The sequence below is a fragment of the Methanobacteriaceae archaeon genome (assembly GCA_013403005.1).
GTDB lineage: Archaea > Methanobacteriota > Methanobacteria > Methanobacteriales > Methanobacteriaceae > Methanobacterium.
The window spans coordinates 1-14240 of the sequence record JACBOA010000024.1; the positions used below are offsets into that span (position 1 = coordinate 1).

Consider the following 14240-nt stretch of genomic DNA (forward strand, 5'->3'; position numbering starts at 1 on the left):
ATAACGTAGAAGATTTAAAAAAAGCTTTTGAAGAACTATATAAAGAAATAATAAAGGAACCATCATTTTATAAAAACTGGATACAAAAGTTCACCCAACAGTGAAAAATATTAAGTAATCTACTATATAATGGATTTTTGGAAGTTCATGGGTGATGAAATGGTGAAAATAGATTTCAATAAGGCAAATATGGATAAATGCCTCTGTTATAAGTGTAAAGTGCAGAAGAACAGTAGTTGTGTTAAAGATAAGGTCATATTGTTGAATGAAAGAGTTTTAGGTTTGGATGTGGATATTAGCTGGGCTTTAGATCCAGACGAATTCCCGGGACTCTACTGCACTTCAGGGAAAACCAGTTGTAAGGATGTAGAGTTCCATGAGGAATGCATATGTCCAGAATGTGACCTCTGGAAAGAAAATGATCTTGCCAGTGCTTTACCTAAAGGTTCTTTCTGTGCTGATGGGCCTTCCAGTTCTTGTGAACTGGGACAGTGCAAACCATTATCTAAAGATATTGGAGAAAAGATTTTAAGAAAATATTACACACCCTTTTAAAAATCTTTAAGGGATAAATTAACTAGTGTATCATCAACAGAATTAGATTTATCAATAAAATTTATTCAACAATGGAATTTAATTTTTATTTAATATTTCAATTCTATTTTTACTATTTTTAGTATTTTCATGAAATTGGAAAAAATCAAACAGATCTTGTAGATTTAAAATAGTGAAATTAAGGGAAGGATTGTGGTAGTTTATTGAATTGTAGGTTATCTGAAATTTTAAATATCATTCATCTAAATCTTTGGAAATGATTTTATTTTGCTTCCATGACTTAAATCTGGGGCAATTTCATCCACATCCATCAATTTTCGGAAGGGTTTTTCCTGGGTTTTTTCCTCCTGGATATGTGCCAGAAGTCCTGGAACTCTACCAACAATAAATAAGCCACATCCCACTCTCCAATCAAAACCCATATCTGAGAGTAATGCTGCATTTGCACCATCAATATTCATTTTAATTCCTTTTTCTTTAGAAAGGATATCCTGAATATTCATTGCAAGTTCTGCATGCTCTCCAAAGCAATTATATTCCTTGGACAGTTCAATCAATCGGGGTGCCCTGGGATCTTCTTTGTGATAGCGGTGACCAAAACCGGGTATTTTTTTATTCTGCTCACTGTATTGATTTACCAGATTGTGTGCAGTTTCTTTGATGGAAAACTCATTAGTTTTGGATGACTCTATTCCTTCCTGTAACATTTTCATAGCCAGTTCAATGGCTCCAGCATGATTTTCCCCAAATGCTAGAATTCCACCAGCCAAACAGGCGTTAACAGGTGAACCTGCTGAGGCCATTAATCTGGCTGATTGGGTACTTGGTGGGGTAATACCATGGTCGCAGAAAGAAACCAGGATTGCTTGCAGCATTTTTTCCTGATTTTTGGTGGGCAGAACGCCTTTAATTAACAAATGTATCATTTCAGGAAACGATATATTGCCAATGAGCTCTTCCTGAGGGTAACCCTGTGTCACAAGTCGGTTAGGCTCCACTTTGGTAATGGATGTTCTCCAGGGGCTGCTCCTAGGCTGGAAGATGCCCTTTAATACTTCTTCACTTATCATATTAAAACCCACCTAAATCATTTAATTTAATCATTTAATTTAATTCCAACTAGAAAGTTAATAGGCAATTTGATGAGGACAAGCAAGAAAACTGTTCCACTGTTCCAGTTTTGTGGAATTTAAATCTTTTTACTACATCCTCAAGTAATCTTTATAGACCCTAAATACTCTAAGATATAAATATTTATCGCTTTGTGCATAGTTCCGTTCACAAAGTGTGTCATTTTTTTGTTCGCTCGTATTTCTATAGTCATGTAAGTTCACAAAACATGTATTTAAATACTCAAATAGTAAATTATATATAGTTGGGTGAGTTAGTAAGGGGTGAGGTGATATTATGGACATGAAGTACATAATAGGAATAATAGTAGCCATAATTGTAATTGTCGGTGCTTATCTTGTCCTCTCCGGAGGCAGTGGACAGGAAAAGATCACCATTGTTGGTTCTACTTCTGTACAACCTGTTGCTGAGAAATTAGCCACAGAATATATGAAGAAGAATCCCAATGTGAAGATAACTGTTCAAGGTGGAGGATCATCTGTGGGTATCAAGAGTGTTGAAGATGGAACCGCAAGCATCGGAACCAGTTCCAAATCACTGAAAGCAAACGAATCTCAAGGATTAACTCAGTGGGAAATTGGTAAAGATGGAATAGCCATCATCGTCAATAAAAACAATGCCATCAACGGCCTAACCTTAGAACAGGTTAAAGGTATATTATCTGGAAACATCACCAACTGGAAAGAAGTTGGAGGATCTGATGCCAAGATAAATGTGGTTGTCCGTGAAGAAGGCTCAGGTACCCGTGATGCAGTCCAGGAGATTGTGTTGGGTAAAACTGCCAATGGTACTAAGGTAGCTTTCGTCAAAGAAGCTATCGTGCAGAGTTCCACTGAAGCAGTTCAACAAGCTGTGGCACAAGATCCTAACGCCATAGGATTTATTTCATTCGCTGCAGTGAAAGATACCAAAGCCTTGCAAATAAATAATGTGGCACCTACTGAAGCAACCATACTTGATGGTACTTACAAAATCCAGAGACCGTTCTTGTTCCTGGTTAAAGGAGATCCAAAAGGAGCAATTAAAGCATTCATTGACTGGGTTAACGGACCAGAAGGACAGGCTATTATAAAGTCGGATAAAGTGGTGCCTACGGGTAAACAGGTAAACAGCACATCTTAGTGAAATTGAAATGAGTTTTGATGGTTTTGAACCATCTTACTCATATTTTTTACTTAAAATTGATTTAAAAAAACTTTAGGGACAATAAAGGTTTATCCAGTGACTCAAATCCAGCAAACCAGTTATCACTCTATAATTATAAATACTGTTAGTTAGAATTATTCTTCTAATGGTATCACTAAAAAGGGTGATTTGATGGACCTGAAATATGGGATAGGTTTACTGGTTATACTAATAATTTTTATCGCAGTCTACACGGTCAGTTCAGGAAGCAATTATGAGCGGATAGAGATTGCTGGTTCGACATCGGTTCAACCATTAGCTGAAAAACTTGCTGATAAATATATGGAGGAACATCCCCATGTTCGGGTTGATGTCATGGGGGGAGGATCTGGTCTGGGAATAAGGAGTGTTTCACAGGATATAATTGCAATCGGAACCAGTTCTAAAGAATTAAAATCATCTGAAAAAAATGGGCTGATAGATTACACTATTGGTAAAGAGGGAATCGTGTTGGCAGTTAATCTTAATAATCCTGTTAATGATTTGACAAAAAGCCAGCTTAAAGAAATATTCGCTGGAAACATCACCAACTGGAAAGAAGTGGGAGGGCCTGATGCTAAAATAAATCTAGTTATAAGAGAAGATGGATCTGGCACAAGAAAGGCCTTTGAAGACATTGTGATGAACAAAACTAAGGTAAAATCTGATGCTATTGTCCAAACTTCAACAGAATCCATTAAACTAGCGGTAAAACAGGATCCCTATGCCATTGGTTACATCTCTCTGGCCCATATGACTCCTGATGTAAAGGCCCTGAAAATTGATGGGGTTTCTCCAACTATGGAAACAGTAAAAGAAGGTTCTTACAAGCTACAAAGACCCTTCCTGTTTATTACTAAGGGAGAACCTAAAGGCGCAGTAAAAGAATTCATTAATTGGTGTTTAGGTCCTGAAGGGCAGGAAATCGTAAAAGAAGAAAATATAGTTCCTATAACATCATAAGGACAAATTTTTATAAGTATAAGAATAATGGATAATAGATTTGCATCAAATCTAAGCAAATTTTTCAGATGAATATTCAGAGATTCTAATATCCTAATTGAGAATCAATAATTATCAATAATTATTATCAATAATTGAATATGAGAGGTAAAAAAGGAGTTTTCACCATGTCTAAGTGGAATGAAGAGTTTTTCATTGAAAAAGGGCTGTTGTTTACAGCCATATCCTCCATAATAATCATCGCCTTAATAATTATTTTCATATTCAAGGAGGGGATCCCCGCATTACAAAGTGCGGGGTTCTTCAGCTTCTTGTTTGGAATGGAGTGGGCCCCCTCAGATGGGAAGTATGGAATCTTTCCCATGATTATTGGATCCCTGGGAATCACCGCTCTTTCACTTCTAATGGCAGTTCCATTAGGGGTATTGTGTGCAATATTTTTAGCAGAAATTGCACCAACTACCATGCGGAAAATTCTCAATCCCACCATCCAGACCTTGGCAGGGATCCCTTCTGTGGTCTACGGGTTTTTTGGATTGGTGTTACTGGTGCCATTTATGAGATCACAGTTTGGGGGAACTGGTTTCAGCATGTTCACAGCATCAGTCATTTTAACCGTCATGATCTTACCCATAATTGTTAGTGTTTCTGAAGATGCTCTTAGATCAATTCCACAGGAATACAAAGAAGCATCCTTGGCTCTGGGAGCCACTCACTGGCAGACCATTAAAAATGTTATTTTCCCAGCAGCCATCCCCGGTATTATCACTTCAGTTATATTGGGAATGGGAAGGGCTATTGGTGAAACCCTGGCTATCATCATGGTTGCAGGTAACGTAGTTCAGATACCTGGCTCAATATTTGACCCAGTACGTGCTTTAACCTCCAACATCGCCATTGAAATGGGTTATGCAACTGGAATTCACTACAATGCCTTATTTGCCACTGGAATCGTGCTGGTTTTTATGATTATCCTTTTGCTCATATTAGCAAACTACTTCCACTATAAAAAGAAGGTTACCATTGGGGGTGGATATTTATGAATTTGAATTACATGAAGGGGGGAATATACTATGCATAGGTTCATACCCCCCAAAATTGCCCAGAAGATAATGAATGGGGTTTTTTGGGCTTCAGGAATACTCACCATATTCATCCTCCTGGTTATAATTGGATATGTGCTATTAAAGGGTATGCCAGCCCTGAGCCCTGAATTTATATTGGGTGATCCTGTTAACTCCGGGAGATCAGGGGGAATATTCCCCTTCATAATGTCCAGTATATACGTTACTCTAATTGCAGTGCTGGTGGCCACACCTCTGGGAGTGGGAGCAGCAGTTTACCTAGCAGAATATGCTGGAGAGAACCGTTATGTGAAGTTGATACGTTTCGGGGCAGAAACACTTTCCTCCATCCCTTCCATAGTATTTGGATTATTTGGACTGGCGTTTTTCGTTATTTACCTTAACCTGGGATGGAGTGTGTTATCTGGTGGACTTACGCTGGCTTTAATGGCTTTACCCACAATACTAGCCGCTTCAGAAGTGTCCATCGAATCCATTAACAAATCTTATGCTGAGGGAAGCCTGGCACTGGGAGCAACAAAATGGCAGACTATCTACAAGGTAGTTATACCTGCTGCACTTCCTGGAATCACTACAGGAGTGATTTTAGGGATGGGAAGGGCCATTGCCGAGGCAGCAGCTGTTTTATACACAGTAGGGGCTGCATTAATGATTCCAACATCCTTGATGGATGCTGCGCGACCCTTGCCTTTACACCTTTACATTTTAGCAACGGAAGGATTATCCATGCAAAATGCATGGGGAACGGCAGCGGTTCTGGTGATAATGATTCTAATTATAACCGTAGTTACTAACACACTGGTTGATCGTTACCGTAGAAAGATGATGGGGCGATAATATGGATTATAGGATAGAAGTAGAAAATTTAAACGTTTACTTTGATGAATTACACATCTTAAAAGATGTTAGTCTGAAAATTCCCAAGAATGCAGTCACTTCACTCATCGGACCTTCAGGTTGTGGTAAATCAACATTTATCCGAACTTTAAACCGTATGAATGACTTGATAAGCACTTTTAAAATGGATGGAACAGTGCTATTAGATGGGGAAGACATATATAACCCCAAAGTTGATGTGGTGGATTTGAGGAAAAGAGTAGGTATGGTGTTCCAGAAACCCAACCCCTTCCCCAAATCCATATTTGACAATGTGGCTTATGGCCTGCGAGTTCATGGGATCAATGACAACGATGTGCTATCCCAAAAGGTTGAAGAAAGCCTTAAAGAGGCTGCTTTATGGGATGAGGTTAAAAACATCCTGGACAAATCTGCCATGGGACTCTCTGGAGGTCAGCAGCAACGACTCTGCATAGCCCGCACCATGGCCGTGGAACCAGAAGTTATTTTAATGGATGAACCATGTTCTGCTTTGGATCCCATATCTACCACCAAAATCGAGGATCTTATACATAAGTTGAAAAATGATTTCACCATTATCATTGTAACCCACAACATGCAACAAGCTACCCGTGTGTCCAAACACACTGCTTTCTTCCTTCACGGGGAGATCGTGGAAAGTGGGCTCACTGAAAAGATATTCATTGAACCAGAAGATAAAAGAACGGAAGATTACATTACAGGTAGGTTTGGATGAGTTGAAAAAACAATCTAACTCAGTTTAGAAAAGATTGAGGTTGTGGAAATGCTCACAGTAGTCCTGGAAAAACGTTTGGAATCCCTGGAAGAGGAGGTTCTCGGATTTAGTTGGCAGACCATCGAACGTGTTGATAAGTCTGTTAAAAGCTTTTCAGAAGATGATATCTATCTGGCAAGGGAAATTATCGAAAAAACTGATGAAATCAACAAAGAGGGCTATAAAATTGAACATGACTGTCTTAAAGTCTTGGGACTGCACCAGCCTCTGGCCAAAGATTTACGTTTAGGCGCAGCACTCCTGCGAACTTCCATAGAGCTGGAACGAATCAACCATCTTTCAGCTTACATTGCAAGATATGCTATTGATGCAGCTGAAAGTCAGCGCCCTTGTTATAAACCGCCCCATATAGAATTCATGTCTCAAACCGTTCAGGATATGTTGAAAGACGCCGTAGGATCACTTTTAAACGAGGACATACAGTTATTGAAACGTTCAACCAGAAGTTATGTAAATTTGCAGGATTTTTACAATCAAATGTTTTCGGAATATGATGAGATAACCCACGGAGGTTCGCAAACTTCATTAATACTGGTTGGGAGGAACTTACTGAGCATGGGGCACCATATAATGGGAATGGCTGACCGTATTGCCTACTCCATAGTGGGTAAACGGGTAATGCACCACAAACTGTTCCACAACATGTTGATGAGGTAGAAAATGTGGCTTCCTTCAGAAGATCCCAATCATGTGGTTAGGGGAGTTTTGAAACAATCACACATCCCTGAAAGAGGTTACTTAAAGATATTGGATGGAGGCAACGAATCTTTACTGTTAATTAAAGACCAGAAGATAATAGCAGCCTGGAACTTAGATATTGAAAGTCTTGAGGAAACACTTGAGAATAAAGCGATGGATAAAGTGAGTATAAGTTCACAATCCAGGATAGAAGTTTATAAACTGGATGATAACATGTTTTCAACCATTGTTGATTTAAATGAGGAATGCAGATTACCATTACCTGTAGGAATTGAATTTCTGCTTGAAAAAAGAATTGAAGAATTAAATCGAATAGATTTATTATCAAAATACAAGATAAGAGACCCCTCTGAAAGCGACATTGATAATTTGTTAAATGATTACAAATCCAAGATAGGTGGAAGATAAAATGGAAAGAGGATATCCCAGGATACGGTTCCAGAAAAAATTGGATGAATTAAAAGAAGAAGTTGATGAAATGGGTCAGGCCACCCTAAAGGCTTACAGAGACGCTTTTACCACTTTTCTTGATTATGATTCCCAGCTGGTGAAGAATGTTATGGAGGCCAATAAAAAAGTCCATGAAATGGGTTTCCAGATAGAACATGATGCCATGAGCATAATTGCAGCTGAACAACCTGTGGCGGGAGATCTAAGATTCATCGAAGCAAGTATCAAGGTTTCAAGTCACTTAAAACGGATTGCTGGCCTGGCTGCAAACATTGCTGAAGTTGCCCGTCATGTTAAAGATGAAGAGATCCCTGAAAAGCCAATGTTTGACTTGCAGCGCATGGCAGACATTGTGGATGGGATGGTTAGTAAGAGTTTGGCTGCTTTCCTGGCTAAAAACATGAACGTTGCCCGGGAATTACACCGAGATGATGATAAAGTGGATGATCTTTTTGACCATGCCTTAAAAGACATCACCAAAAGCATGTTCCAGGATAAAGAATCCATCTCTTACTCCATATATCTATTGTTCCTGGCTCGTTTCTTAGAGAGAATCGCAGATCGCGCGGAAAACATTGGTGACAGAACCATCTTCATGATCACCTGTGAAAAACAGCAATTTACTGTTGAGAAAAAATAGCAATAGATATTAAAGGATGATTTATCATCCTTTTTTGTTTTTATTCCCTTTTTATTTTACCATTTTATATAACTATTAGGATATTAGATAATAAGGAAGTTACAGGAATATGATGAGTTGATTGATGAAGTTTGATATCCTCTTAAATTACTTTAAGAAGGGTGAAACTGAAGGGTTAATTTTTTAACAATAGTACAAAAAGTAATAAGTAGTATTTAGAATATGATATTTTTTCAATCTTTCAAAATCCCACTAGCACTTCGGGCTGCCCAGCACTGAATACAAACTCCAATGGGCAGTCCAGCAGTGTGGGTGTCCGCATATTCTATTTTAACATCCAGTGCCGTTGTTTTACCACCCATTCCCATAGGGCCTATTCCCGTGGAGTTAATCATTTCCAGCATCTCGTTTTCTAAAACTGCGATTCTTTCTTCAGGGTGATTAACTCCTAATTTCCTTAAAAGTGCCTTTTTCGCAAGTTTAAGGGCCATGTCAGAGGTTCCTCCTATCCCCACACCCACCACAATAGGAGGGCAGGGTTTACCTCCAGCGGCAATCACAGTTTCCAGGATGAAATTTTTAATTCCTTCTACCCCCTCACCAGGAAGGGCCATTTTAAGTGCGTTGTTATTTTCAGAACCAAAGCCCTTGGGGAAAACTGTAATTTCCAGTGAATCTGTGTTTACCAGTTCTACATCCATCTGGGGAATAAATCTTCCTATGTTGTTCCCGGTATTTTTACGAGTCAAGGGATCCACAACATTGGGTCGGAGAGGGACCTCACCAGTGGCTTTTTCAACTCCACTTTTGATTCCATTAATAATACCCTCATGATTATTTTCCACTTGGACATTTCCATATTTTACAAAAATTATGGGTAGTCCAGTGTCCTGACAGAGGGGAATCTCCCTTTCTTCAGCAGCTTTTATATTGTCTAAAATAGCTTTGAGGTTTAAAAGAGCAGTTTCATCCTCTTCCTCATGATATGCATCTTCAAGTGACTTTTTAACATCATGGGGGAGATTAATAACAGCTTCTTTGAACAAGCGGCAAACTTCCTCTTCCACTATTTTTTGGCGAATCATAGAATCAGTTTATAAAAATTCAGTTATTTAAATCTAGCCATGAGGTGCAGTTGATGATCGGAAAAAATCATGCCGCAGATAAATTATTAGAAAATTTAAAAAAAGAAATGCGATGAGCTAATAAAAAAAATTAAAATACAGATAATGAGCCATATAACGGAATAAAAGTGAGGAAACACATAAATTATTCATAAAACTTCTATAATGGTTTTATAAGGTGATAAAAAGTTAAAGATGAGAAATAAATGAATTAAAGATGATCAAATCAGTATTTCATGATCATCTTAACTCTTTCCAGTTCCCGGGCTATGCGGTCCCTTTTATCAGTTAGCATATCCTCAGAACTCATTTTAAGCGCGTCTTTAGGACAAACAGCTACGCAAAGTGGTTCGTCCCTTTCAATGCACAGGTCACATTTGCTGGCAATACCACACTCATCCAGCTGAATGGCTCCAATGGGGCAGGCATCCCTGCAAAGACCGCAACCAATGCAGTCTTCCTGGTGGATGACCACTGCACCTTCAATTTTTTCAATGGCATCTTCCGGACATACGGTCATACATGGTGCCCGGTCTTCAGCACAGTGCAGACAGAAAACTGGCACTCCACTGATAACCCTTATGGCATTTTTGGGACAGATACGTTCACATTTACCACATTCATCACATAATTCCGGCCTTGAAACAAGTTCTTTCATGTTAGACCTCCTTGTCCAGTGCTTTTTTGGCCCGGGTGTTGGCGGTCATCACTCCAATGAGATCAGAACTTTTCCGTTTCTTTTTGCTGAGACCGGTGATTTTCTCAATGTGTTTGCGCTGTCTTTCTGCCTGCAGCTTGGCAGTGTCCACCTTGGCGATAGCTCGTTTGGAACAGGCCTTAATACATGCCGGTGTACCGAGATCGGGGCACTGGTGGCATTTATGGGCTTTACGCTCGTGGATCACCACAGCACCAAAGGGACATACCATCATGCACAATCCACAGCCAATACACCTCTCCTTTTGAATTCCTTCTTCGCTAATAGCCTCAGTGGGGCAGATTAGTTGGCAAGGTGCGTCTTCGCACTGCTGGCAGATGATGGGATAGAATGATCCTTCTACTTCCCTTACCAGGATCCCTGAAGTCCCATGGAGCTGGGCGCAAGCTTCCTGACAGTCCAGGCACCCATCACAGAGATCAGGTTGGATTATTATCTTTTCCAAGGCTAAGCCTCCTCATATTTTAAGCTCACTGCAAACAGCATCCACATTTTTCTGAATGCGTTCTCTTTCCTCATCTGTAAGGTGTTTGAAACGTTTCTGAGCCATTAAGTATTCGTCCACGACTTTGCGCTGCATAGGACGGTAGGTAACACGGAATTCTCCGTCTTCAATTTCATAAAGTATCCATGAACCGGTTTCAACGGCTAATCGTCCCAGTTCAATGGTCTTTGCCGGGTCAAAGCCCCATCCAGTGGTGCATGGCTGGTGGAGGTGGATGTAGGCTGGTCCGTCAGTTTCCTTGGCTTTTTTAACTTTTTTCATGAAGTCTTCCGGGTAGGAAATGCTGGCGGTGGCTACATAGGGCACTCCATGGGCTGCCATGATCATGGGAATGTTCTTTTTGGGTTTGTCTTCTCCAAAACTTTCCTTACCATGGGGGCTGGTGGTGGTGGATGCTCCGTAAGGGGTAGCTCCACTCCTCTGCACCCCGGTGTTCATGTATGCTTCGTTATCGTAACAGATGTAAATGAGATTGTGACCCCGCTCCATGGCTCCGGATAGGGCTTGCAGGCCGATGTCAGCGGTTCCACCATCACCGGCAAATGCCACTACTTGGGCATCTTTTCCCTGGGCTTTGAGGGCTCTTTCAACTCCGGATGCAACTGCTGCTGCGTTTTCGAATGCCACGTGTATCCAGGGGATTTCCCAGGCAGTTTCCGGGTAGGGGGTGGTGATTACCTCCAGGCAGCCTGTGGCAGAAACTGCTACCGTGTTTTTTCCCAGGACTTTAAGGGCTAATCTGACTCCTACTGTAGCCCCACAACCGGCACATCCTCGGTGTCCGGGTGCCAGGAATTCTTTTTCACTGATTTCCATTTAAAGTTCCTCCTTTCTGAGTCCTATCCACTCCACTTCATTGGTGGGGTTCTTAGTTTTATCAACGATTTCTCTTATGTGGTCGGGGGTTATGTCTCGGCCTCCCAATCCTGCGATAAATCCGTATGCATCAACATCCATCTGGGCTTTGATTTCATTGTATACAACTCCACCAATTCCAAAGGATATGTTTTTATCAAGAACTGCGACTTTTGAAGCCTTACTCAGCACATCATTCATAATTTCCCTGGGGAAGGGCCGGAATACTCTTATCTTAAGAAGACCTACTTTCTCTCCCTCACTCCTCATTTTGTCAATCACTGCTTTGATGGTACCGCAGACGGAACCCATGGCCACAATTATTATCTCAGCATCCTCACACTGGTATGTTTCCACGAAATCATATTCCCTTCCAAATATTTCCTTAAACTCCTTTTGAGCCTTGGCAATTACTTTTTGGGATCTTTCCATGGCCAGTTGCATGGCGTATCTTGCTTCCATGTAGTAGTTGGGGTCAGTGAAGGTACCAATGGACATGGGGTTTTCAGGGTCAAGGACGCCCTGTGATGGTACATAATTTGGTAAGAATTTTTCCACATCTTCAGAACTTGGTATATCCACAGGTTCCACGGTATGGGTTAAAATAAATCCATCAATACAGACCATGCATGGCAGGAGGACATCCGGGTCTTCAGAGACTCTGTAAGCAATTAAAATAGCATCCAGTGCTTCTTGGGCGTTTTCTGCATAGAATTGCATCCATCCAGAGTCACGTTCTGATATGGAGTCCTGCTGGTCGTTCCATATGCTCAGTGGTGCAGATAATGCACGGTTGGCATTGGCCAGTACAATGGGGGTTCTCATTCCCGCAGCAGCAAAGAGTATTTCGTGCATAAGGGCCAGTCCCTGGGATGAGGTGGCACTGAAAACCCTTACTCCTGTACTTGAGGCTCCTACCGCAGCACTCATAGCGCTGTGCTCAGATTCAACTCTTATGTATTCTGCTTTAAGTTCACCATCTGCCACAAACTGGGCTAAATACTCTGATATGGATGTTTGAGGGGTTATGGGGTAAACAGGCACTACTTGTGGTTTGGCCAGTCGAACAGCCTCTGCGATTGCTTTGTTGGCAGATATAACTTTTAGGACCATTTTTATTCCCTCTCCATTTTTATTGCTTCAACTGGACATTCTTCTGCACATATGCCGCAGCCTTTACAGTAATCATAATCTATTTCATAGTCTTTGTTTATGCATCCTTCAGGACAGAAAAGAACACAATTCCCGCATTCAATACATTTTTCGTTGTCAAGAACGGGTTTGAAGGTTCTCCAGCTCCCTGTTTTGTTATTTCGGGTGCTTCCTGGTTCTTTAACGCATGCTCCAACTGTTACCATCAGATCACCTTTAATTATTATTTCACCTGTTCAAAGGCGATTTCCGCTGCTTTAGCGTTCTTTTCCCCGATTTTACCAGGGAAGGTTTCTTTTATAATTTTGATAATTGAATCCAGGGACACTTCACCCGTTACTTTGGCAAATGATCCCAGCATTACCGTATTCACAATGGGAACACCCAGGGTTTCCAGGGCAATTCCAGTAGCATCAATGGTGTGCACATCTGCATCACCTAATTTTAATTCATCTTTACTGTTAATAATCACTTTACTTCCATCTTTAAGGCCGGATAATACATCAACAGCCTCAAGGAGGGTTTCATCTAGTACAAGTACATGATCCGGGTTGTAAACCTGATACCTTCTTCTTACAGGCTTATCACTTATCCTGGTGAAAGCCATGACTGGTGCGCCTTTTCGCTCAGCACCGAAAAATGGGAATGCTTGACAGTATTTTCCGTCTTCAAATGCTGCTTTTGCCAGTATCTCTGCGGCAGTAACTGCTCCCTGACCACCGCGTCCGTGAAAGCGAATTTCGATCATCTATTTACCTCCATTCCTCATAGTTAATCATTATAAATATACATATATATAGGTGTTGGTGACAGTTTCCCTAAAAATAATAGGGATAGATCCTGTAGATTTATGGAATTTAAATTATTAATATGGGGTTTTAATAAATAATATTCCTTATTTATCATACTTAGCATGGAAACATGGTATTATGGTGTTTGATATAAAAAATTAACTTTTAGGTGAATCTTTTTCTCAAAAAGGAGTTTAAAAAATTATAAATATGCTAAAACGAGTGATTCTCTCAAGTGAAGGGAAGAATAATATTTTTTAAGTTTTTATTTTTTTTATTCACTCTGATGATAAGGTTTAAACACATTTTTAATTATAATCCTGGAACACTCTCCTCTTAAAGGGGTTTTATATAAATTTTATTTCCTTTAGTAGTATGATCTTTTATTTATGAAGCTATAAAAATAATTTCTATAAAAGAAAGTGGGACTATTGCCATGAAAATATTGATAATAACTGCTGAACTTGCCAGCTCACTGGTTAAAGCCGCGTCATTGAAATCTCATCATGATGTTGGAGTTCACGTGGTTGAAACCCCTATAGCTGCTTTTCTAACTCCGAAGAGAATTATCAGGGAGTTGCAGAAAATACCAGAGCAGGAGTTGCAATCAGTGGACATGATAATCACTCCAGGACTTATTCGAAAGGATGTGAGTCCTGTTTACGAGGAAATGGGAATACCCACCTATAAGGGATCTACTGATGCCTCAGATCTGGATATTGTACTGGAAATGGTTGATAAACTGGATTTATCC

18 protein-coding genes are annotated in these 14240 nt (G+C 40.2%); 10 read left to right on the forward strand and 8 right to left on the reverse strand.

Translation table 11 applies throughout. The annotated features are described in order from the left end of the window. Positions 1-159 precede the first annotated feature (159 nt). A complete protein-coding gene (locus HVN35_11275; protein ID NYB53122.1) occupies positions 160-555 on the forward strand; it encodes a DUF2769 domain-containing protein in 396 nt (131 codons plus the stop codon). 242 nt (positions 556-797) lie between these two features. Here HVN35_11275 and HVN35_11280 read toward each other — a convergent pair whose 3' ends face one another. Beyond that, positions 798-1625: a citryl-CoA lyase gene (locus HVN35_11280; protein ID NYB53123.1), complete on the reverse strand. Its 828-nt coding sequence runs from the start codon at positions 1623-1625 to the stop codon at positions 798-800. 337 nt (positions 1626-1962) lie between these two features. On the opposite strand from HVN35_11280, the gene HVN35_11285 reads away from it, so the two are divergent. From HVN35_11285 to phoU, 8 genes are all read left to right on the forward strand, one after another. Continuing rightward, positions 1963-2808 (forward strand): phosphate ABC transporter substrate-binding protein, encoded by an 846-nt coding sequence (locus tag HVN35_11285; GenBank protein ID NYB53124.1) that lies wholly within the window; start codon positions 1963-1965, stop codon positions 2806-2808. A 195-nt stretch (positions 2809-3003) separates the two neighbouring features. Continuing rightward, positions 3004-3813 (forward strand): phosphate ABC transporter substrate-binding protein, encoded by an 810-nt coding sequence (locus tag HVN35_11290; GenBank protein ID NYB53125.1) that lies wholly within the window; start codon positions 3004-3006, stop codon positions 3811-3813. Between the two features lie 167 nt (positions 3814-3980). Next, on the forward strand, positions 3981-4856 hold the full coding sequence (gene pstC, locus HVN35_11295; GenBank protein NYB53126.1) for a phosphate ABC transporter permease subunit PstC: 876 nt from the start codon (positions 3981-3983) through the stop codon (positions 4854-4856). A gap of 30 nt (positions 4857-4886) precedes the next feature. Then, positions 4887-5735 carry a phosphate ABC transporter permease PstA gene (pstA, locus tag HVN35_11300; GenBank protein ID NYB53127.1) on the forward strand — a complete coding sequence of 283 codons (849 nt, stop codon included), beginning with the start codon at positions 4887-4889 and terminating at the stop codon, positions 5733-5735. 1 nt (position 5736) lies between these two features. Then, positions 5737-6492 carry a phosphate ABC transporter ATP-binding protein gene (locus tag HVN35_11305; GenBank protein NYB53128.1) on the forward strand — a complete coding sequence of 252 codons (756 nt, stop codon included), beginning with the start codon at positions 5737-5739 and terminating at the stop codon, positions 6490-6492. Between the two features lie 48 nt (positions 6493-6540). After that, the gene (locus tag HVN35_11310; protein NYB53129.1) at positions 6541-7209 is read left to right on the forward strand and encodes a phosphate uptake regulator PhoU; all 669 of its coding nucleotides are present in this window, start codon (positions 6541-6543) and stop codon (positions 7207-7209) included. A gap of 3 nt (positions 7210-7212) precedes the next feature. Beyond that, positions 7213-7659, forward strand: a complete 447-nt coding sequence (locus HVN35_11315; GenBank protein NYB53130.1) for a hypothetical protein — start codon at positions 7213-7215, stop codon at positions 7657-7659. Between the two features lies 1 nt (position 7660). After that, entirely contained in the window at positions 7661-8341 is a 681-nt protein-coding gene (phoU, locus tag HVN35_11320) for a phosphate signaling complex protein PhoU (GenBank protein NYB53131.1), read from the forward strand. Positions 8342-8574: 233 nt separating this feature from the next. Here phoU and HVN35_11325 read toward each other — a convergent pair whose 3' ends face one another. The 7 genes from HVN35_11325 to HVN35_11355 form a co-directional block, all read right to left on the reverse strand. After that, complete coding sequence (locus HVN35_11325; protein NYB53132.1) at positions 8575-9426, reverse strand: fumarate hydratase; 852 nt, start codon at positions 9424-9426, stop codon at positions 8575-8577. A 265-nt stretch (positions 9427-9691) separates the two neighbouring features. Then, entirely contained in the window at positions 9692-10123 is a 432-nt protein-coding gene (locus HVN35_11330) for a 4Fe-4S binding protein (GenBank protein ID NYB53133.1), read from the reverse strand. A gap of 1 nt (position 10124) precedes the next feature. Next, entirely contained in the window at positions 10125-10628 is a 504-nt protein-coding gene (locus tag HVN35_11335; protein NYB53134.1) for a 4Fe-4S dicluster domain-containing protein, read from the reverse strand. A 12-nt stretch (positions 10629-10640) separates the two neighbouring features. Continuing rightward, positions 10641-11504, reverse strand: coding sequence for a pyruvate synthase subunit beta (locus tag HVN35_11340; GenBank protein ID NYB53135.1), 864 nt, complete (start codon positions 11502-11504; stop codon positions 10641-10643). Then, a complete protein-coding gene (gene porA, locus HVN35_11345; GenBank protein ID NYB53136.1) occupies positions 11505-12656 on the reverse strand; it encodes a pyruvate ferredoxin oxidoreductase in 1152 nt (383 codons plus the stop codon). It abuts the gene before it with no gap. Between the two features lie 2 nt (positions 12657-12658). Beyond that, entirely contained in the window at positions 12659-12901 is a 243-nt protein-coding gene (locus HVN35_11350) for a 4Fe-4S binding protein (protein NYB53137.1), read from the reverse strand. Between the two features lie 17 nt (positions 12902-12918). Further along, positions 12919-13443: a pyruvate ferredoxin oxidoreductase subunit gamma gene (locus tag HVN35_11355; protein ID NYB53138.1), complete on the reverse strand. Its 525-nt coding sequence runs from the start codon at positions 13441-13443 to the stop codon at positions 12919-12921. 479 nt (positions 13444-13922) lie between these two features. On the opposite strand from HVN35_11355, the gene HVN35_11360 reads away from it, so the two are divergent. Further along, a partial coding sequence (locus HVN35_11360) for a dihydropteroate synthase-like protein (GenBank protein NYB53139.1) occupies positions 13923-14240 on the forward strand: 318 nt, incomplete at its 3' end.

What these genes read in the sequence shown, in the direction of transcription:
- HVN35_11275 (NYB53122.1), top strand. Translation starts at nt 160, where the DNA reads ATGGTGAAAATAGATTTCAATAAGGCAAATATGGATAAATGCCTCTGT.
- HVN35_11280 (NYB53123.1), bottom strand. Translation starts at nt 1,625, where the DNA reads ATGATAAGTGAAGAAGTATTAAAGGGCATCTTCCAGCCTAGGAGCAGC.
- HVN35_11285 (NYB53124.1), top strand. Translation starts at nt 1,963, where the DNA reads ATGGACATGAAGTACATAATAGGAATAATAGTAGCCATAATTGTAATT.
- HVN35_11290 (NYB53125.1), top strand. Translation starts at nt 3,004, where the DNA reads ATGGACCTGAAATATGGGATAGGTTTACTGGTTATACTAATAATTTTT.
- pstC (NYB53126.1), top strand. Translation starts at nt 3,981, where the DNA reads ATGTCTAAGTGGAATGAAGAGTTTTTCATTGAAAAAGGGCTGTTGTTT.
- pstA (NYB53127.1), top strand. Translation starts at nt 4,887, where the DNA reads ATGCATAGGTTCATACCCCCCAAAATTGCCCAGAAGATAATGAATGGG.
- HVN35_11305 (NYB53128.1), top strand. Translation starts at nt 5,737, where the DNA reads ATGGATTATAGGATAGAAGTAGAAAATTTAAACGTTTACTTTGATGAA.
- HVN35_11310 (NYB53129.1), top strand. Translation starts at nt 6,541, where the DNA reads ATGCTCACAGTAGTCCTGGAAAAACGTTTGGAATCCCTGGAAGAGGAG.
- HVN35_11315 (NYB53130.1), top strand. Translation starts at nt 7,213, where the DNA reads ATGTGGCTTCCTTCAGAAGATCCCAATCATGTGGTTAGGGGAGTTTTG.
- phoU (NYB53131.1), top strand. Translation starts at nt 7,661, where the DNA reads ATGGAAAGAGGATATCCCAGGATACGGTTCCAGAAAAAATTGGATGAA.
- HVN35_11325 (NYB53132.1), bottom strand. Translation starts at nt 9,426, where the DNA reads ATGATTCGCCAAAAAATAGTGGAAGAGGAAGTTTGCCGCTTGTTCAAA.
- HVN35_11330 (NYB53133.1), bottom strand. Translation starts at nt 10,123, where the DNA reads ATGAAAGAACTTGTTTCAAGGCCGGAATTATGTGATGAATGTGGTAAA.
- HVN35_11340 (NYB53135.1), bottom strand. Translation starts at nt 11,504, where the DNA reads ATGGAAATCAGTGAAAAAGAATTCCTGGCACCCGGACACCGAGGATGT.
- porA (NYB53136.1), bottom strand. Translation starts at nt 12,656, where the DNA reads ATGGTCCTAAAAGTTATATCTGCCAACAAAGCAATCGCAGAGGCTGTT.
- HVN35_11350 (NYB53137.1), bottom strand. Translation starts at nt 12,901, where the DNA reads ATGGTAACAGTTGGAGCATGCGTTAAAGAACCAGGAAGCACCCGAAAT.
- HVN35_11355 (NYB53138.1), bottom strand. Translation starts at nt 13,443, where the DNA reads ATGATCGAAATTCGCTTTCACGGACGCGGTGGTCAGGGAGCAGTTACT.